Genomic DNA, 19,205 nt, shown 5'->3' with positions numbered 1-19,205 from the left:
CTAATGGCTTCGGTTGAGCCAATATAAACTTTTTTATTCATTAATAGTCAGTTCACGGACAGCTCTTAATTCCTCGTATTCCTTTGTTAATTGCTCGATGGGCTTGCTCCCGTCTTTTAATTGGTGCTCGATTTCTGCAAGCGTCTTTTTCTTTTCATTCAAAATCCGGGCAGCTCTTTTATACGCCTTCCCATTTACGGGGTCATTCTTCTTAGTTTCGTAGTAACCGTTGATTTCCAATATATTCTTCAGTGATCTTATATTTTCTTCGAGTACTGCTTTAGAGTCAGGCGGGTATAACTCTTCCTGCAAAGTCCCCGCTTCGATTCCGATTTTTTTGATCAATCTCTCGTCTTTCTCACGTTGTAATTTTTCGGCCGTTGTTTCGGAAGCTCCTGGTTGTCCGGAATCGAGTATAGCTCTTAATCGTTGTTCTTCCTTCTTTAAAATTTCCAGCCTCTCTTTCTTATCAAAACCGTCTGCCTGACTGGAACTGTTCCATCCCAATCCGGCTATGATAAGAGCGGTTGCCGAGCAAACACCGGCTATCCATGTTTTTTTAAGATTCAAGAAGTTGCCTCCTTAATACTTGGTTCTGAGCAACGGTTGTGGAGTAATCATGCCCTCGTGTAGGTATCCAAGCCATTGTCCATGAACCCTTGGAATTTTCGAAAGTTATAAGTTACGTAGGATTTCACACGGTTATTTACTTTTCAAGCTTTTGATCAGCCCCGCCGCACACAATCCGACAAACAGAGCCGTGCCGTGCAGGAGGATCGGGAGCCAGGCTGCGGCATCTACCGGAAGCACCATGCCCCATAGAAAAACGGGCGGAAACTGGATCAGCACAAGGACGACCGCAATCCCGGCCAGGACGTTACAGCTGAGCCCGCATGCTTTTCCGGGCCGGATCAATCCGACCAAACCGGTCAGCAGGATGGCCCCCAGACCGATGGAAAGATAAGCCCAAAGCTTCAGTCCGCGGGGTTCGGCCACAATCTCGTGTGCTATAAACTGAATGGAGAATGCCGTTTCTCCTCCCCAAATCGGGGTATATAAAATACCCAGCAGCAAGCTGAGCAGACAAGTTCCAAGAATGAACAGAAAATGACCTCTGGCGAATTGCTTTTGTCCCATTGCTTCACGGTTGGCTGACAACCTGACCCCCTCCTGAAAATGCTCTTAGTTTTATAACGACCGGGAGTCCCTAAAAGTTCCAGGCCCGCCTTCCAATAACAAGAGTTTTTCATAAATTTTTCTGGGAATAAAAAAAGGCAAGTCCGGATTCCGATTTGGAGTCCGTCCTTACCTTTTTAAACGTTATGTTCGTTCAAGAACCGGTTTTACAGCTCAGATTGAGGATTGATGCTGATTCCTGCGCTATCGGAGTTTTTTTCGGAAAGCGCGTTCTTCCGGTGAAATCCCTTGCCGTAGTAAACCACAACGAGAGCGATCAGCCAGATTGGCCCGACAATCAGCGCGACGCGCGTGTCCTCGGAGAAGCCGAGAAGAACAATGACGAGCACGAGGAATGCCAGAGAGATATAGGAAGTATAAGGCGCCAGCGGCATCTTGTACTTAAGATTGCGGATTTGATCCGGACTTAATTTCTTGCGGTATCTCATTTGAGAAATAAGAATCATCGCCCACGTCCATACAGCTCCGAAAGTAGCGATACTTGTTACCCATGCAAACACTTTTTCCGGGACGATATAGTTGAGAATAACACCGATAAGAAGAGCGATAGCCGAAACGACGATGGCTTTGCCCGGAACGCCGCTTTTGGAAACCTTACGGAAGGAATCCGGCGCCTCGCCCTGCTGAGCCAGGTTGAAAAGCATACGGCCCGTACTGAAAATACCGGAGTTGCAGGAAGACAGCGCTGCCGTCAGAACGACGAAGTTGATAATTCCCGCGGCTCCCGGAATTCCGATTTTCTCGAACGTCATTACGAACGGGCTGCCGGCCTTGCCGATTTCATCCCATGGATAGATGGACATGATGACAACAAGTGCGCCGATATAGAAAATAAGGATGCGCCAGAAGACCGTGTCAATGGCTTTGGCCAGGGTTTTCTCAGGGTTTTGGGCTTCGCCCGCCGTTACCCCGATCATCTCAACGCCCAGATAAGCGAACATTACCATCTGGAAGGAAAGCAAGAGGCCGGTTACCCCGTTAGGGAGAAATCCTCCATGGCTCCAAAGGTTGCTGAATCCGACCGCGATGCCCTCGTTGCCGAGTCCGAAGAAGATCATCCCGGCTCCGATCACAATCATGCCGATAATCGTGACGATTTTAATCAAGGCGAACCAGAATTCGAATTCACCGTACGCTTTAACGGCGATCAGGTTAATGCCGCTCATGAGTACAAGTGCACCGAGCGCCCAGAGCCAGCGCGGAGTTCCCGGGAACCAGTACTCCATATAAATGCCGACTGCCGTAATTTCAGCCATACAAGTGATAATCCAGAGGAACCAATAGTTCCATCCGGTCAAGTATCCGAAAAGCGGTGAAATATGATTTCTCGCATACCGGCTGAACGAACCGGCTACGGGATTTTCAATGGCCATTTCCCCGAGTGCTCTCATAATGAAGAAAATGATGAGGCCTCCAAGCGCGTACGCCAGCAGAATGCCGGGACCGGCAAGTTTGATTGCGGATGCGGAGCCGAGAAACAGGCCTACACCAATGGCGGCACCAAGCGACATCAAGGTGATATGTCGTTGTTCCAATCCTCTTTGCAGTTCATGAGTCTGAGTTTTTTTGGACATAGGTACCTCCTGAAGATTCGTCTTAAACGTGTTCTGATTATACCCTCTTGAGGGCTTGAAGTCTGTCCACCAAAAGTAGCTAATTTCTGTAAAAGTAAGCGTTATCAATTATTTTATGTTTATTGAAAGCGCTTCATTTACAAAAAGAAGTGTAGCATATTTGTGTGTGATCTGTTTTTGTGTGATTATGAGAATGTTTCCCCCGGGATTTGTGCAAATACACAAACCGATACGATCCGTCTATGGCTTTTCGCACAATCGTTTTATAATAAAAGTACTGACTTTAAATGAACCTTACTTATATAAAATAAACCGCTTCGCAAGCCAAAGGAAATGGAGTCAAGACCTGCATGAGCAATGAATTAAATCCGTTTGACCGAAGTTTTGAAAGTTTGGAAGCATTGGCGGATACCATCAGCGAGGTGCTCGGCTGCGCCATCACCATAGAAGACGCCAACCACCGTCTTATCGCCTACAGCACGCATGAAGCGCAGACCGATCCCGTACGGATCGCCACGATAGTCGGCCGCCGCGTGCCCGAGAAGGTTATCGCCAGCCTGTGGCGCGAGGGGTTTATTCAACGGCTGATGAACAGCGAGGACCCCGTGCCGATCAAAGCGCTGGACGATGTGAAGCTCGGACGCCGCATTGCCATTTCGATCCGAAATAACCGCGAGGTGCTGGGCTACATTTGGGTGCTGGAAGACACCCGGCAATTAGAAGAAGCGGATTTCCTTCAGCTTAAGCATGCCTCCCGTGCGGCCAAAACCAAGCTGCTGCAGCTTCAGCAGCAGAAACGCAAGGAGCAGGAAGGCTTTGAGGACTTTTTCTGGCAGCTGCTGACCGGCCACATCTCCTCGGGCGACGCCGTCCGGCAGAAGTCCGACAAGCTCGGCATTCCTCTCATGGACTGCTTCCAGGTCATGGTCGTCGAATTCGATTCGGACATCAGCGAGCAAAGGGCTCAGCAGATCCGGTATCTGATCAGCACGACTCAGCGGATCCGCATCGCCCTTCATATTGTCGATCGTACCCAGCTCGTACTGCTCGGGACCTCTTCTTCCCGCAATCAGTTTGCGGCGGATTCTTCGGAGTTTCTGCGCCTCTTTGCCCAGCAGATGAAAGACCGGTTCGGCGTGGCCCCCGGGCAAACCGCTATCGGCAATATTTATGAAGACTACGGTCTGGTCGAGAAAAGCTACAGGGAGGCTCTCTCTGTTCTTCAGGTGAAGCGGCAGTTTCCCCAGGAAACGAAACGGTTTATCCATTACAGGGATCTGGGTTTCTATCGATTTCTTCCTCTTATGGCCGAGGAAAATCGTATTCACGCCCACACCAATCCTTCCCTGCTTAAACTGCGGCAGTACGACCGGGAGCATAACGGCAATCTTCTGCATACACTGGAAGTATTTCTTCTACAGGACAGCAACGTTAAAGACGCGGCCGATGCTCTCCACGTTCATACCAACACCCTGAACTACCGGCTGAAACGGATTTCCGAAATCGGGGATATCGACCTCAAAGATATGGACCAGAAGGTGAGCTTGTATCTCGATTTGAAAAGCGAAAAATTGTAGCGTCATTCGGCATTCTGTGGCAAGCTTTGTGGATTTACACAAAAAGCGGGCGCTTTTTTCTCGAAAGTGCACGAAGCAAAAAAGCGTTTTCAAAACTATACTAGCCTTAGATTTCCTAATCTAAGGAGGCAGTTCTTATGCGGATAGGTGTTCCTAAAGAAATTAAAAATAACGAAAATCGTGTCGCCGTCACCCCTTCGGGTGTTGTGGCTTTTGTAAAAGCAGGTCATGAAGTACTTATTGAGAAAAATGCCGGTATCGGCAGCGGCTTTACGAACGAAGAATACTTGACGGCAGGAGCTTCCCTTCTTGATCAGGCGGCAGATGTATGGGCCGGAGCGGACATGATTATGAAAGTGAAAGAACCGCTGGCATCCGAGTACGACTACTTCCGTGAAGGTCTCATTCTGTTCACCTACCTTCACCTTGCGGCAGAGCCCGAGTTGGCTAAAGCACTTACGGCAAAAGGCGTAACGGCTATCGCTTACGAAACGGTCGAAGTAAACCGTACGCTTCCGCTGCTGACTCCGATGAGCGAAGTGGCCGGACGCATGTCCGCTCAAATCGGCGCTCAGTTCCTGGAGAAGCCGCACGGCGGCAAAGGAATCCTGCTTGCGGGCGTTCCGGGCGTACAGCGCGGTAAAGTAACCGTTATCGGCGGCGGTGTCGTAGGCACGAACGCGGCGAAGCTTGCAGTCGGTCTGGGCGCGGACGTAACGATTATCGACCTTAGCCCTGAGCGCCTTCGCCAGCTGGACGACCTGTTCGGCAACCAGGTGAACACGCTGATGTCCAACCCGCTGAACATTGCGGAAGCGGTTGCGGCTTCTGACCTCGTGATCGGCGCCGTTCTTATTCCGGGTGCCAAAGCGCCTAAACTGGTCTCCGAGGCGATGATCGCTTCCATGAAACCGGGTTCCGTAGTCGTTGACGTGGCCGTCGACCAAGGCGGTATCATCGAAACCGTCGACAAAATCACGACGCACGACAATCCGACTTACGTGAAGCATGGAGTCGTTCACTACGCGGTTGCGAACATGCCGGGTGCGGTTCCGCGTACATCTACCCTTGCGCTCACCAACGTTACCCTCCCTTATGCCTTGCAAATCGCAGGCAAAGGCGTGCACCAAGCCGTAAAAGACAACGCCGCTCTTCAGCTTGGCGTCAACGTGGCCGGCGGCTCCGTTACGTATGAAGCGGTTGCCCGCGATCTTGGCTACGAATACGTGCCGGTCGGGAAAGCACTGGACAAAATCTCGGTTTCTTCCTAAAATCAGATCTGTCACAGGCTGTCCACCGTACTGAATTACAATAAACGAAAAAACACCGCGGTTTCCGCGGCTTTCATCCCCTCGAAGCTGCTTCGGGGGGATTTACCTCTTTTCGGGTAACCTATCGTTATAATGTTTTGGAGGCGAATTCTGCATGCATCCTGCCAGTTACCGCGATACATGGGCGGAAATTTCGCTAGACGCGATCGAACACAATGCACAAACGTTCAAAAAAAATCTGCGGCAGGGCTGCAAGCTGATGGCGGTCGTCAAAGCCGACGGTTACGGTCACGGCGCTTACGAAACAGCACGTGCCGCTCTGCGTGCGGGTGCGGAGTACCTCGGTGTCGCTCTGCTGGATGAGGCTTTGGAGCTGCGTGCGGCCGGTATCTCGGAGCCGGTGCTTGTCCTGGGCTATACGCCTCCCCGTTCGGTCAAGAAGGCCCTTGAAGCAGACATAACGCTCACCGTCTTTACGACCGACGTGCTGGAGGCTGCCGGAGCCGCCGCGGTGTCGTCCCAAATGCCTGCGCGCATTCATCTCAAGGTAGATACCGGCATGACGCGGATCGGCGTAAGAACGAAGGAAGAAGCTTTAAGCCTCGCCCGTCAAGCCCTTCAAACGCCGGGTATAGTGCTTGAAGGAGTTTTTACGCACTTCGCGGCCGCAGACAGTCCGGATGATACCTACACCCGCGAGCAGTTCCGTCGGTTTACGGACATTCTCCGTTACCTTTCGGATGAAGGGATCACCGTCCCGCTGCGCCACTGCTGCAATAGTGCCGGGACCATGCAGTATTCCGACATGCATCTGGATATGGTCCGCGTCGGAATCAGCTTGTACGGCCTGCCGCCTTCCCCCTCCTTCGCACAGGATACTCACGCGCTGCAGCCGGCGATGCAGTTCAAGTCCCGGCTCGTTCAGGTGAAGGAAGTTGAAACCGGTACGCCCGTAAGCTACGGCTGTACCTTTATTGCGGAACGCCCTTCCCGAATCGGCACTATCCCGGCGGGATATGCCGACGGACTCTCAGGTTCCCTTTCCAACCGGGCAGACCTGCTCTTGCACGGAAACCGTGTCAGAATCGCCGGAAGGGTCTGCATGGACCAGACGATGCTGGATATAACGGATGTAACGAATGCCAAAGAAGGCGATGCCGTGACGATTTTCGGTCAGTCCAAGGACGCGTTTCTGCCTGTTGACGAACTCGCCGGGCTGATGGGTACCATCAATTATGAAGTCGTTTGCCTGATCGGAAAACGGGTTCCCAGAGTCTATCTGCACCACGGGAAGCCGGTGGCATCCGTCAACAAGTTGATTGGTGAACTTCCTGCCGAGGATTCTTCATCCCGATAGATAGGAAAATAGAAACCGGATGCCGCTTATCACGAAGCCGATGAGGCCCGATAGCGCCGACGCTTCCTTCCCTGCTTTTCCGGGGACCGCTTATACTCCCGTCGCAAAAACCCGTTCCCCTTCTTAAGGGAACGGGTTCTTTTTTTCGTGGTCCAGCCATGGTATATTCAATAAGTTAGTCACACAATATCCACAGATTTATCGCTTGTCAACACCGTTATCCACAAGTTGTTAACAAAGATTTGCTTAAAACCGTTATCCACTTGTGGGTAATGTTTGATTATTCATACCCTACCTAATCCGAAGAAAATCGCTCTTTAGGCTTATGTTTGAATTTTCTGAATTTTACGACTAAACTGAATTTTCCTCAGTATTCATGCGGGTTTGCGCAAGTTCACCTTTCTCCTTCTATAAGGTATTTCTAACGCATCCTGTTTATTTATTTCTTTCAGAAATGTGAATCATTTGCTTACCTCGTCTATTTTGGATAGACTAAGATACACTTCTCAGGTAAAATGATTGGAGTTGTCCACAATTTTATCCACAACATGTTAACAAAGGAATAAACGTTCGGGGCATAACCTCATTTTAGGGCCGACAATTATGCGCGATACGCCGGACAAGGAGCAGAAACAACTTTATGGAAACCTCACAATTTGACCATGAACCCCACGGTCCTCATGATCCTATACAAGCCGAACACGAAAAGTGGATGCGCGAAGCCATGCTGGAAGCGGATAAAGCAAAAGCGCTGATGGAAGTTCCCATCGGGGCCGTTGTTGTCCGCGGCGGCGAGATCATCGGACGCGGCCATAATTTGCGCGAAACCTCGCTCGATCCTATCGCTCATGCGGAGATTATCGCGATACGCGAAGCCAGCGAAAAGCTGGGTGCCTGGCGGCTTCTCGACTGCAGGCTCTATGTCACGCTGGAGCCGTGTCCGATGTGCGCGGGCGCCATCGTCCAGTCACGCGTTCCGCAGGTAATTTACGGCACGCCCGATCCCAAAGCGGGCTGTGCCGGAACGCTGATGAACCTGCTGCAGGAAGAACGCTTCAACCACTGCGTCGACGTGATCAGCGGGGTGCTGCAGCCCGAGTGCGCCTCCCAGTTGACCGAGTTCTTCCGGGAACTGCGCCGCCGGGCCAAAGAAGCGAAGAAAGCGATTCGGGCAGAGGAGTAACCGGACAACCTCCAAGGTTTTGACGTGGAGATTCTTCCTCCCTCAAACCATTCTGTGGTATACTGAATAACGGAATTTATATGCGCCCGTAGCTCAGCAGGATAGAGCGACAGTTTCCTAAACTGCAGGTCGGAGGTTCGAATCCTCTCGGGCGCGTTCCATATCGACTCTCAAACCCTTGTGCCGCAAGGGTTTTTTCTTTTTGGGTTCGCATACCTATTGCACGATCATACTTGTTGTTTGCCTTAAGTACACATCCATCTGCCTCTGCCGAAGTAGAAGTATAACGCGAATCCACCCCGCTTCCGACAATTGCATCCCCCAATTCCCAATGCTTCTTTCCTCTACCCGACAAATTATTTTTACAATTTATTACAAATTTTAACCGAGATTAAAAATATTTCTTCAACCGTCTTTACCTTCTCTCCCTTCACTTGTAGTGGAATTGACCCTTGATTAGCGTTTTTTCTCCCTTCCTCCCCTTACTCCAATCAGGGTTTCCGAACTCATGCTTCTTCCCGCTTATCTTCTTTCCCTGCTGAAAAGACAAACCGGGCCGGATTAAATACTAAAACTTAATTTAAAAGTTTTTGAGCAATTTAACCAAATTTTAATTTACTTTTTTTGTCTAAAAAAGTAAAATCATAGTTGAAGAGATCGTTATGGATTTTTAGGTATCTATTTACATTTCATCCATTTCGCGTCTATCGGCCTACATCCTCTTAACGCCCCTATCTTCCGAATTATTCGTACTGTGACGAAAGAACGATTTTTGAGAATCCTCGCTCCTAGAAACATCCACAACAATTAGCGGCAATCGGTACTAGCTTTGTGCTTTTAGCCTGTCCGGTATCACTTCTATTTTCGCGCGGTTCTGAAAATAGGGTTCTTTCTTATTTTGCATCCATCGGAAAGGAGATCTATGTATGAGTAAATTGCTGCGTCTTTCAAAGATTTTTCATCCGAAATCCGGCCGCTCTTTCATGCTTCCGGTAGATCACGGCACCACCTACGGACCACTTAACGGTATCTCCTCCATGCCTGACTTGCTGCGCATGGCCAACCGCTTCCGTCTGCAGGCAATCATTGCCCATAAGGGAGCCATCCGCCGTGCCCTTGAAAGCAGCGAATCGCCATGGGGAACCGAATTCATTCTTCATCTCTCGGCTTCGACTCAAATGTCACCGGATGTGTCACGCAAACAGATCGTATCGACCGTCCGCCACGGCTTGCAAATCGGAGCTATCGGTCTTTCCGTACATATTAATCTGGGTGTTACTCAGGAACATGAAATGCTGCGCGATCTCGGCCTTATCTGTGATGAGGCTTATGCCTGGGGCCTTCCGGTCCTGGCTATGATGAACGTACCCGAAGAAGATCTTTCGGAGAGGGCGGCGACCAATAAAATAGCTCATGCGGTCCGTATTGCCGGAGAACTCGGCGCGGACCTCGTTAAAGTTCAAACGCCGGCTACTCCGCAGAGAGCGGCTGAAGCCGTAGCTGCTTTTACCATCCCCGTTCTGATGGCAGGAGGCAGCTCGGTCGGCGACAAGCTCGCTTTTTTCCGGGGGATCAGGGATATGCTCGATGCCGGCGGTAAAGGCCTCTGCATAGGCCGGAATCTTTTCGAAGATTCCCGTCCCGATGATATGTGCCGTGCACTAGGAGACCTTGTTCATAGGGACTGCAGCGCGGAGGAAGCTTACGAGACCTATTTGGCCGCCGCCTCCCGTATGCCGCTTATCACGAAGCAGACGGACCCCGACAGCGCCGCCGCTCAATTTGACCCTTGGGAGGAATACGCATGATCATTGACAGCCACGCCCACATATCGAGGCAGGATTACAGCAGCCCTGAACGACTGCTGGACGATATGAAGGCGGCGGGTATAGACAAAGCCGTCCTGGTGCCGGGCGGCATGCTGGACGTTAGACGAATGACCCGGTATGTCACCGGCGAGGAGAAGCCGATCCTGACGGATCCGCCTAACGATACCGTACTGGAGATCATTCGTGAATATCCGGATAAATTTTACGGAATCTGCTGTATTAATCCGAACGACGGGGCTCCGGCCGCTCTGGCTTCTCTGGAGAAGGCATGCCGCGACGGATTCAAGGGACTCAAAATGTCGCCTCTAGTCCATGAGGTTACGCTTATGGGAGACGTCGTTAAAGAACTTGCCGCCCTGTGCGGGGATTATGGAATCCCCTTCTATACGCACCTAGTTATCCAAGCAAGAGCCAATACGGCCGCACTGGGTTCGCTTGCCGAAGCTTTTCCCGGTACTAATTTCGTTATCGGCCATATGGGTTTCGGCCCGCTCGACATAGACGCCATCGAATTAGCCGCCCGAAGGGGAAATGTTTACCTGGAAACGTCCACAGGCAATCCGCTGTCGATCCAGACGGCAGTTAAACTGGCGGGTCCCGACAAGCTTATGTTCGGTTCCGAGTTTCCCTTGTCGGACCCATTCGTAGAGAAGGTCAAAATCGACCGTCTCCCTATCTCCGATGCGGATAAAGAAACGATTTTGCATCATACGATTTCACGCTTGCTCAGACTATAATATTCGCCGTATAAGGAGGGAAAGCACGTGGCCGTAACAGCAAGAAGCCAAATGGAATTGATGTCCGGACAAAAAGCGGGGGACCGGTTCGAGCCGCACGTCCGGTGGCTTAACAGCCTGACCGAACGCGGAACGTCGGTAGAGAACCTGAGTCAGGCGGAAGTGGATGCTTATCACCGGAGAGCCTTACGCAGCTTGCTTCAATTTGTGTATGAAACCAATGAATTTTACAAACAGCGTATGGATATGGCCGGCCTGACTCCGGAAGAGGCTTCCACTCCCGCTTTATTTGCCAAACTGCCTTTCCTGACCAAGGAAGACTTGCGCAGCGATCCCCGCTGCATCATTTGCGCGCCTGATCTGGCACATATCCATACTTCGACCGGTACGACCGGAGGCAAGCCGATCTTTATCGGCCACACTTTGAATGATCTTTACCGGCTGGATACGGCTCCCCGCTACCCATCCCTTATGCAGAACACGCGAAATACCGTAGTCGGAAACGCCTTACCTTACGAAATGAGCTCGTCCGGACTTTCCTTTCACCGGGTGTTCCAATACATGCAGGACTGCTGCGTACTGCCCGTCGGCAAAGGGGGAGCTTACTCCCAACCCGACAAGGCCCTTGAGTGCATGCTGGCCTGGGGTATGCAAACCTTGATTATTGCTCCTTCCTACGCCGTGACCCTGGCTGAACATGCGCAAAAATTAGGAATGGACCTTCATCGGGATTTCAACCTGCAGCATCTGTTTTTGACCGGTGAAGGCGCTTCACCCGCTCTTCGCGAACGGATCGAACGGATCTGGAACTCCCCCGTGACAACCTGGTACGGTTCGCTTGAGGTAGGTCTGATCGGGATCGAATGCCTGGAGCACCAAGGTTACCATTTGGCCGAAGGCCACACCTATACCGAAATCATTCATCCCGTTACGGGAGAGCCCCAAGCTCCCGGAATCGTCGGCGAAGTCGTTCTCACTACCCTGATGCGTGACGGTATGCCCGTAATCCGGTACAAAACGGGAGACCTCGGCTACATTGAGGAAGGCCCCTGCCCTTGCGGCTGCCGTCTGCGCCGTTTGCAGCCTGAGAGGACGTATGGGTGATCAGCTCACCCTCAACAGCGGGGATTTTTCTCCCCTTTATCTTGAACAGCAGCTTCTGCAAATCAGCGGCACAGGCAATTGGTATCAATTTATCGTTGCGAACGGGGAGCTTTCCGTACTCGTCGAAACTTGTGACTCCAGCGTAGACCGAGCGGGGCTTTCAAAGGAGATAAAACTGCGTATCGAAGCGAGTATCCGGCAATCCTGCGACGTGCAAATCGTCGATTACGTGGAACGTGACGCGGGAAAAGCCCGCCGGGTTATTCGACTATAACAAGAGGAGATCTGCGAAATGAGTAAAGTGCTGAAAGAAACGCCTGAAACCAATACGAAATCATCCGATGATTCCAACCCGCCGACCGGAAAACCTGCTGAAGCAAAAACAAACGGCGCAGCCGTTCCCGTTTCCAGCCTCAATCAGGCCAAAACTAAACCTATCGCGTCCGTACGCAGCAAGTACGCGTGGTTCGATATCAGTGCTTTGACCGCACCGGAGCAATGGGGCGCCATCGTACAAGCTATGCCCCACCAGAAATTTACCGGTGTCGTGGCCAATGAGCAGCAGGTGAAGCAGCTTCCTCCCAATTTGGATAAAATCACCTATGTCCAAGGCACTCCTTCACCCGATAAGCTGACAGCTTTAAACGAAACCTACGATATTCTGGTTTTGGAACCGTCGGTGATCGGCAGCAGTTGGTTCAGACGCAACCGTGAAACCATCACCTGTAAGATAGGCACGAGTGTAAATGTAACGGACCCTGAGTCTCTGCAGTCTCGCTGTAGCAATGACCCACGAAGTGTCCCTGCTTATCGTTGAATTTCGCGACGACACCAAAATTCCGCTTGAAATTGTTTTGGCGGACGCCCAGAATTTCGGCACCGAGGTAGTCATGAAAGTACGCGACGATGTCGAGGCAAAAGTCGTTTTCGGCGTGCTCGAGTGCGGGGCCGATGGAGTGCTGATCGCGTCTGGCGATCTTGGCCAAGTATACGCGGTAGGCGAAGTCATCACTTCAACGGGCCAAAAAGGCGGCCAGCCGCTCCAGAAACTGACCATCACACGGACGGAGCACATCGGCATGGGCGACCGCGCCTGCATCGACCTGACGAGCTATCTCGGCCTCGATGAAGGCGTGCTGCTCGGCTCTTTTTCCTGCGGGGGTATTCTTGCCTGCAGCGAGACCCATCCGCTTCCCTACATGCCGACAAGACCTTTCCGCATCAATGCGGGCAGTCTGCACACCTACGTGCTGGCACCGGATAACCGGACCTGGTACTTGTCCGATCTGCGATCGGGTATGGAAGTCCTCGTCGTCAGCACATCAGGCAAAGCGAGACGCGTTTCGGTCGGCCGCGTGAAAATCGAGCGGCGTCCCCTGCTCTATATCGAAGCCCAGGCGGAAGACGGGACAACTCTTAACGTCATTATGCAGGAGGACTGGCACGTGCGCGTATTCGGCACGGAGGGACAGCCGATCAACATTACGACATTGAAGCCGGGCGATCAGGTGCTGGGTTATACGATGGACCCCGGCAGGCATGTCGGTGTGAAGGTCGACGAGCTGATTATCGAGCAGTAACGCGTTCTTCAGGTCTACATCCTTCGAACCTGCAAGATCTCATACCCATTTGAGGGGGAACAACCTGTGTCCGAGAAATTTACCGCCCTTATGGAGCGATTGGAACAATCACCTTTCTACAGACAGCATCTTTCGGCGGAGGAAAGGGAAATCAGAGATATTTCCCGGATAGGGGAATTGCCGCTGACGACCAAAGACCAGCTCCGCGAAGCCGGTCCCTGGAATCTGCTGGCGGTGCCTCCGGAGGAAGTCTGCCAATACTTCGAAACGTTCGGGACGACCGGTCTTCCGGCCTCGGCCTGGTACACAGTCCGGGACCTGGAAGCGGGCGGCCGTCAGATCGGCGACTCCGGCCTGCGCCTTAAACCCGGGGACCGGCTGCTTAACCGGTTCCCTTACGCTCTCTCCCTCCCGGCTCACCTGGTTCAGCAGGCCGCGCGGCAGGCGGGCGCATGCGTGCTTCCGGCCAGCAGCCGGAATACGATGACGCCTTATCCGCGCATCATTGAACTGCTGCGCAAGCTGAACGTGACGGTGATGACGGGGCTTCCCCGCGAGATGGAAATACTGGCGGAAACCGCCCGGCTGCATGGATTTCGCTGCCGGGAAGACTTTCCCTATCTTCGGGCCATCGGCGTCGCGGGGGAACTTCTTGCCGAGCCGCGCCGCAAGCATATCGAAGAGCTATGGGGCGTACCGGTATACAACCTGTACGGCTCCACGGAAACGGCCAACATAGCGGCGATGTGCGAGCACGGCGTTCTGCATGTGGCCGAAAAAGATTTCTTCGTCGAGGTGCTGCAGGAAGACCTGTCGGCGGCAGTTGAACCCGGCGGCGGCAAAGGCCTTGCCGTCATCACAACGCTGACCCACGAGGGGTCTCCTCTTCTCCGTTATTTAAACGGAGATGTGATTTCCCTCGAAGAAGTCAACTGTCCGTGCGGAAGAGGCGGACACAGGCTTACCCATTACGGACGGCTGCATGACAGGCTGGAGGTGTCCGGCCGGATATTGGAACCGGCGGACATTCATAACGCCGTGTATTCGCTGCCCGATCTGCCCGATGCCTGGAAAGTATCGCCCGCACAGAACGGGCTTCACTTTACGTTCGAATGGCAGGGCAAAGACGCCGGAGTGCTCCCGCTCTTTGCGACTATTCTCGCCGAACAGCTTCAGCTTCCGGTTGTGGTGGAACCGAGCGAACCGGGAACCTTGTTCGACCGCCGTCTGCTGCTTGAGCGCCAGGTCAGCACCAAGCCGCTTTATATTGTAAAGCCGGCTGAAGTTGTGCTTTAACCGTCGTAACGTTCAGCGTTTATCCCGATAGAATCAAGCAAAACCCCCGTGCCTTACTTGGCCGGGGGTTTGTTGATCTTTGTAGAAAAGCCGTCAGACTTGAACGAACGGCTGCCTTCTGCTTAAAAGCTCTCCAGCCTTCTCGCTGGACAAAGGCGGGCTGATAAAAAAGCCTTGACCGATCGTGCATTGGTGTTCCTGAAGAAAATGAATCTGTCTCTCATGCTCGATGCCTTCTCCGATAAGCTGGAAATTTAAATGCCGGCCCATATCGATGATCGTCCGGACAATAGCTTCCGTGTTGGCATTGAACGTAATTTCTTCTATGAAAGTACGGTCGATCTTAATATGGTCGATAGGCAGCTTATCCAATAAGAAGAGGGAGGAATAACCCGTGCCGAAATCATCGATCGAAATTTTGACGCCGATCTTCTTCAGTGCGGTCAAGATCACAAGAGACTGGTCCAGATTCTGCATAATGCTTTCGGTAATTTCGAGCTCCAGATGACCGGGGTCCATATCGAATTCTTCGAGGACGCTCTGGATCGTTGAGACGAGCTGCTTATCCTTGAATTGCCTTACGGAGATGTTGACGGCCAGGCGGATTTCCGGCAGCCCCGCTTCTCTCCACTGTTGGTACTGGTGACAAGCTGTGTGAAGCACCCATTTGCCGATAGGCACGATAAGCCCCGTCTCCTCGGCGATCGGAATGAATTCTCCCGGCGTGACCACCCCCAGTTCCGGGTCCATCCAGCGGATCAAGGCTTCCATCCCTACAATTTCACCATTGGCCAGGTTAATTTGCGGCTGATAGTGAAGAGTGAACAACTGCTTCTCAAGCGCTCTGCGCAGCCCATTCTCCAACTTTAGCTTGCGGGCCAGCCGGTTGTTATGAACGCGGTAAAACTGGTAATTGTTTTTCCCGTTTTCTTTGGACAGGTACATCGCCATATCCGCATGTTTGATCAGTACATCACGGTCCATACCGTCCTGAGGGTAAATACTGATCCCGATGCTCGTCGTCGTATAGACCTCGTGCCCGTGCAGCTGGAAAGGCTGTTTAAACTGATCCAGCACCGCCTGCGCCTGGACACGGACCCCGTCCTCCGTCACCCCTTCAAGCAAAATGACGAATTCGTCTCCGCTGTGCCTGAATACGGTATCGGACGGTCCCAGACACGCCTGCAGCCGTTCGGCCACCTGTCTTAACAGCAGATCCCCGTATATATGACCGACGGTATCGTTAATATTTTTAAACCGGTCCAGATCCAGAAAAAGCACCGCCAATTGCGATCCCGTCTGTCCCGCTCTTTCGATCGCCATATACAGACACTCGTTAAGGTAACTGCGGTTGGGCAGTCCCGTCAAAGTGTCATGGTAAGCCATATGATTTATCTTTTCCTCGGCTTTCTTGCGCTCCGTAATATCCTTGCCGATGCTCATACACGCGGGCTTGCCCCCGTAATTGGTTGCCACGAGTACCAGTTCGCAGCTTCTTACCTGTCCGTCCAGACGGACATACCTCTGCTCCATGCGGGCGGAGACCCCTTTTTCCAAAACTTCGTTCACATGCTCCAGGGCATTCTTGCGGGATTCCGCATGGAGAAACCTCAAGGCCGACCGCCCCAAAAGTTTATTCACGTCTTCCGCACCCAGGGATTGGACGGCAGCCGGATTGGCATAGACGAGCTTGCCCTTCTGCTGGACCACAATCGGCTCCGGACATATCTCGATCAGACTCCGGTAGCGGTTCTCGCTTTCTTTAAGCCGGTCGCGTTCTATGATCATTTGCCTGAAGAAATAGCTTAAAGCGGCATAAACGACCGTGTTAAATACGACACCGACAAGATTGGCCCGGAGGTAATCGAACTGGACCGTACTTGAATAAGTAAGTAGAAAAAGCAGGAAGCCCGCTCCTACAATGGTCGGCACCCACAAACCCGGAAGCAGGAAAGCATAGAGCAGCAGCAGAGTGTACATGATGGAAGGAAGTTTGAAATAATCGATGTTGTGTAGCAGAGTAAACAAGGTAATATAGGCTATCGAAGCGAGGATATGTTGCAGCACGACTGATTTTCTCAAGAATACGGCGGATAGAATGGTCGTCAGGAATATAAACACTTTAATCATGTGGTCCTGTCCGACCGAGAACAAGTTGTTCACGATAGTGAGTACAAGAAGCGTTAATAAATAAGCCTTGCCATTTCGCATAATGTGCCGATATACGGGACTAGACCGCAGCTGCCTCATTCAAGTGCTCACTTTCTTATGGAATTATAATCTTCATACATTTACCAATTATTATCATTATAGCAGATATCTACTAGACTAAAGGGATACATTTCTCTTGTTTTAGTATAAATTTATTTTTGTAAAAGAATAAAACCGGCCGCAGAGGACGACCGGTTCCAAACAAGGCTCATTTCGTTTTCGCTGTATTCCCACTACCGGTAAACGACCCCGGCTTGTGCTTTAAGCACGTCGCGCAGCAGCATATAAGCATCCCCGTTGGTCAGCTTCGATTTGTTCCCGATCGCTTCGTAAGTCGCGGGATCGATCAGCTTCTGCTCCAGCACATAAGCCGCCGACTCGCTCCGTCTTACTTTTGCACCTACCGCTTGGGAGATGGTCCAGGCGGCCTGATCCCACGTCAAGGCAATATCACCGGGTTTGGTCAATCCTTTGACCGCCGCATCGGCACTGCCGTTTATCGCTTTGGGATAGGTCCGGCCCAGCACCGTCTTCATCGTGTTAAAATGGTTCGCGAACCGCCGCGGGTTAGACGGCTCGTCCAGCTGGAATTCGTTCTTCTCGCCGCCGGCGGCGATGCCGAGACTTACTGCCGCCTTCAAGCCTTCATAAGCTTTGTGTTTCGTATACGATGGCGCCTCGAATTTATAAGGCTCCAGCCGCACTCCCTGCTTCACCAGGGTCTCCTGTAGTTCGGTGACCATCGGCTTCGACAAGGAAAGCTCCCGGAAGCTGACTTTGTTCTTGGCCGCTACCGCAGCCGCCGCACCCGCCGCTTGGCCCGATGCCATCCCGACCGGAACGGTCCGGGCAGACCCGTGGGGCAGCGAATCGAAGCTCGCCGAGCGTCCGACCACCAGCAGCCCGTTTATTTTCTGAGGAACCAGTGCCCGGAAAGGAACGGCATACTGGATCGGCTTCAATACGATATCCCCGCGATACTTGGCGTCCGTGCTTTGGATATCGATGTTGTAGGAGCCGTAGGCAATCTTGTCCCACTGGTCGCGGTTATCCAGCGCATCTGCCATGGTAAGCCGGTATTCGCCGATCATATGGCGCGTTTCCCGGACGTACAGTTCGGGAGCCGAACCGTCCAGTTGGAGAGGCCCGAATTCCGGAAATTCTTTTTTCATGTAATCCAGAACATGCGGAAGCTCGGCACGGCCGATTTCCATTCCTTCCTTGACGGAAGCCGGGTCCAGCGGATTTACCCCGAATATTTGCAGTGCGTTGATCAGAATCGAGCCGTCGTTCTGCCGGCCGATATTCAAGCCGCGCATGCGAACCCGCTCGGGGTTCGTCGATTTGTAGTCCCACATGGCCGAGTACCCCCAGCCGCTCATCGCATCGGCGCCCATACCCCGGAGCAGATGCGGGTCGTTTTCGCCGTTCTTTTTCATCTGCTGCCAGAGTTCTTCCGTCATTCCTTTTAAACGGAAAACCAGCGTAACGGCCATGAGCGATTTATCATCCCCGAGATCCTGCCGTCCGATTGTAAAAGGCGCCCCGGCGGCCGCTGCCACATCTCCGTCCTGAGTGGCATCGATGACGGACCGCGCGCTTACTTTGTGCTCTTTTCCGTCGGCCGTCGTGATGCTTAGTCCCGTTACGGTCTGCGATCCGTCCATCATTGGCGTAAAGCTTTTGGCCCGCATCAGGAGGTCGATTTTCTTCTCCTTCCGCACCAGATCATAGAACGCGTTGGCTGCCGTTGTGACGTCAAATGAAGTCCCTTCGATTTTCTTGCGCCATTCCAGGAAAATTCCCTCATTGAGAAACTTGGAAGCGTCGGATTTGCCTTCTCCGTCAGGCGCGAAGCTGTTGTCCAGGCTGTTGAGCCAGCCTTCGGTGAATAAGCCGCCCAGAACATTCCGGCCGCGATTTTCCACGAGAAGCGTCTTCTGTCCGTTGCGGGCCGCCGATACGGCCGCGGCGATGCCTTCCGGGTCCGTTCCCGCGACGATCACGTCGTATTCGGATTCGGGCGCTTTAACCGAGGCCAATTTCTTGACGGACTGGGACTGGCCGGGAGTGACCGTATCCGTTCCTTTCCAGGCCGACCAGGCCCACCAGCTTAAGCTGATCAGCACCAGAAAAGAAAAAGCGCTTATTAATCCCATTCCCTTACGGGGATAAGTGCTTGATTGACTCTCTTTTTTTCTCGAATCCGTCGTTTGCGTCATCTTCAACCTCATCCTTCTGCGAAATAGGTTCCCCTCTTTTTCCAAGCAAACAATCCGTCGATAAGTC

The 19,205-nt window shown here is 52.3% G+C and carries 16 protein-coding genes and 1 tRNA gene; 12 read left to right on the top strand and 5 right to left on the bottom strand.

The features are described from left to right. Nucleotides 1-33: 33 nt before the first annotated feature. From ABC395_RS00205 to ABC395_RS00195, 3 genes are all read right to left on the bottom strand, one after another. Nucleotides 34-570: a hypothetical protein gene (locus tag ABC395_RS00205; RefSeq protein ID WP_413000098.1), complete on the bottom strand. Its 537-nt coding sequence runs from the start codon at nucleotides 568-570 to the stop codon at nucleotides 34-36. 132 nt (nucleotides 571-702) lie between these two features. Beyond that, nucleotides 703-1,158 carry a hypothetical protein gene (locus ABC395_RS00200; protein WP_413000097.1) on the bottom strand — a complete coding sequence of 152 codons (456 nt, stop codon included), beginning with the start codon at nucleotides 1,156-1,158 and terminating at the stop codon, nucleotides 703-705. Nucleotides 1,159-1,343: 185 nt separating this feature from the next. Continuing rightward, a complete protein-coding gene (locus tag ABC395_RS00195) occupies nucleotides 1,344-2,771 on the bottom strand; it encodes an amino acid permease (RefSeq protein WP_413000096.1) in 1,428 nt (475 codons plus the stop codon). 350 nt (nucleotides 2,772-3,121) lie between these two features. Between ABC395_RS00195 and ABC395_RS00190 the strand changes: the two genes are divergently transcribed. From ABC395_RS00190 to ABC395_RS00135, 12 genes are all read left to right on the top strand, one after another. Then, a complete protein-coding gene (locus ABC395_RS00190; protein WP_413000095.1) occupies nucleotides 3,122-4,348 on the top strand; it encodes a PucR family transcriptional regulator in 1,227 nt (408 codons plus the stop codon). 137 nt (nucleotides 4,349-4,485) lie between these two features. Continuing rightward, the gene (gene ald, locus ABC395_RS00185; protein ID WP_413000094.1) at nucleotides 4,486-5,619 is read left to right on the top strand and encodes an alanine dehydrogenase; all 1,134 of its coding nucleotides are present in this window, start codon (nucleotides 4,486-4,488) and stop codon (nucleotides 5,617-5,619) included. 154 nt (nucleotides 5,620-5,773) lie between these two features. Then, the gene (gene alr / locus ABC395_RS00180) at nucleotides 5,774-6,976 is read left to right on the top strand and encodes an alanine racemase (RefSeq protein WP_413000093.1); all 1,203 of its coding nucleotides are present in this window, start codon (nucleotides 5,774-5,776) and stop codon (nucleotides 6,974-6,976) included. A gap of 640 nt (nucleotides 6,977-7,616) precedes the next feature. Further along, on the top strand, nucleotides 7,617-8,159 hold the full coding sequence (tadA, locus tag ABC395_RS00175; RefSeq protein WP_413000092.1) for a tRNA adenosine(34) deaminase TadA: 543 nt from the start codon (nucleotides 7,617-7,619) through the stop codon (nucleotides 8,157-8,159). Nucleotides 8,160-8,241: 82 nt separating this feature from the next. After that, nucleotides 8,242-8,315 (top strand) — tRNA-Arg (locus ABC395_RS00170). A gap of 770 nt (nucleotides 8,316-9,085) precedes the next feature. After that, the gene (locus ABC395_RS00165; RefSeq protein WP_413000091.1) at nucleotides 9,086-9,967 is read left to right on the top strand and encodes a class I fructose-bisphosphate aldolase; all 882 of its coding nucleotides are present in this window, start codon (nucleotides 9,086-9,088) and stop codon (nucleotides 9,965-9,967) included. Continuing rightward, complete coding sequence (locus ABC395_RS00160; protein ID WP_413000090.1) at nucleotides 9,964-10,725, top strand: amidohydrolase family protein; 762 nt, start codon at nucleotides 9,964-9,966, stop codon at nucleotides 10,723-10,725. The genes ABC395_RS00165 and ABC395_RS00160 overlap by 4 nt, the downstream gene beginning before the upstream one ends. A 27-nt stretch (nucleotides 10,726-10,752) precedes the next feature. After that, entirely contained in the window at nucleotides 10,753-11,829 is a 1,077-nt protein-coding gene (locus ABC395_RS00155) for a phenylacetate--CoA ligase family protein (RefSeq protein ID WP_413000089.1), read from the top strand. Then, on the top strand, nucleotides 11,822-12,103 hold the full coding sequence (locus ABC395_RS00150; protein WP_413000088.1) for an acyl-CoA synthetase family protein: 282 nt from the start codon (nucleotides 11,822-11,824) through the stop codon (nucleotides 12,101-12,103). The genes ABC395_RS00155 and ABC395_RS00150 overlap by 8 nt, the downstream gene beginning before the upstream one ends. An 18-nt stretch (nucleotides 12,104-12,121) precedes the next feature. Next, nucleotides 12,122-12,646, top strand: coding sequence for a hypothetical protein (locus ABC395_RS00145; protein ID WP_413000087.1), 525 nt, complete (start codon nucleotides 12,122-12,124; stop codon nucleotides 12,644-12,646). Further along, nucleotides 12,615-13,409: a 3-dehydroquinate synthase II domain-containing protein gene (locus ABC395_RS00140; RefSeq protein ID WP_413000086.1), complete on the top strand. Its 795-nt coding sequence runs from the start codon at nucleotides 12,615-12,617 to the stop codon at nucleotides 13,407-13,409. The genes ABC395_RS00145 and ABC395_RS00140 overlap by 32 nt, the downstream gene beginning before the upstream one ends. A gap of 66 nt (nucleotides 13,410-13,475) precedes the next feature. Further along, nucleotides 13,476-14,705 carry a phenylacetate--CoA ligase family protein gene (locus tag ABC395_RS00135; RefSeq protein WP_413000085.1) on the top strand — a complete coding sequence of 410 codons (1,230 nt, stop codon included), beginning with the start codon at nucleotides 13,476-13,478 and terminating at the stop codon, nucleotides 14,703-14,705. A gap of 93 nt (nucleotides 14,706-14,798) precedes the next feature. Here ABC395_RS00135 and ABC395_RS00130 read toward each other — a convergent pair whose 3' ends face one another. Together ABC395_RS00130 and ABC395_RS00125 are read right to left on the bottom strand one after the other, a co-directional pair. Further along, nucleotides 14,799-16,835, bottom strand: coding sequence for a sensor domain-containing protein (locus ABC395_RS00130; RefSeq protein WP_413000084.1), 2,037 nt, complete (start codon nucleotides 16,833-16,835; stop codon nucleotides 14,799-14,801). A gap of 314 nt (nucleotides 16,836-17,149) precedes the next feature. Beyond that, nucleotides 17,150-19,138 (bottom strand): FAD-dependent oxidoreductase, encoded by a 1,989-nt coding sequence (locus ABC395_RS00125; RefSeq protein WP_413000083.1) that lies wholly within the window; start codon nucleotides 19,136-19,138, stop codon nucleotides 17,150-17,152. Nucleotides 19,139-19,205: the final 67 nt, after the last annotated feature.

It is taken from the genome of Paenibacillus canaveralius (assembly GCF_047238265.1).
In the GTDB taxonomy this organism is placed as follows: Bacteria; Bacillota; Bacilli; order Paenibacillales; family NBRC-103111; genus Paenibacillus_F.
Note: the sequence above shows the minus strand (reverse complement) of the source record. Positions and strands in the feature narration are given on the sequence as shown.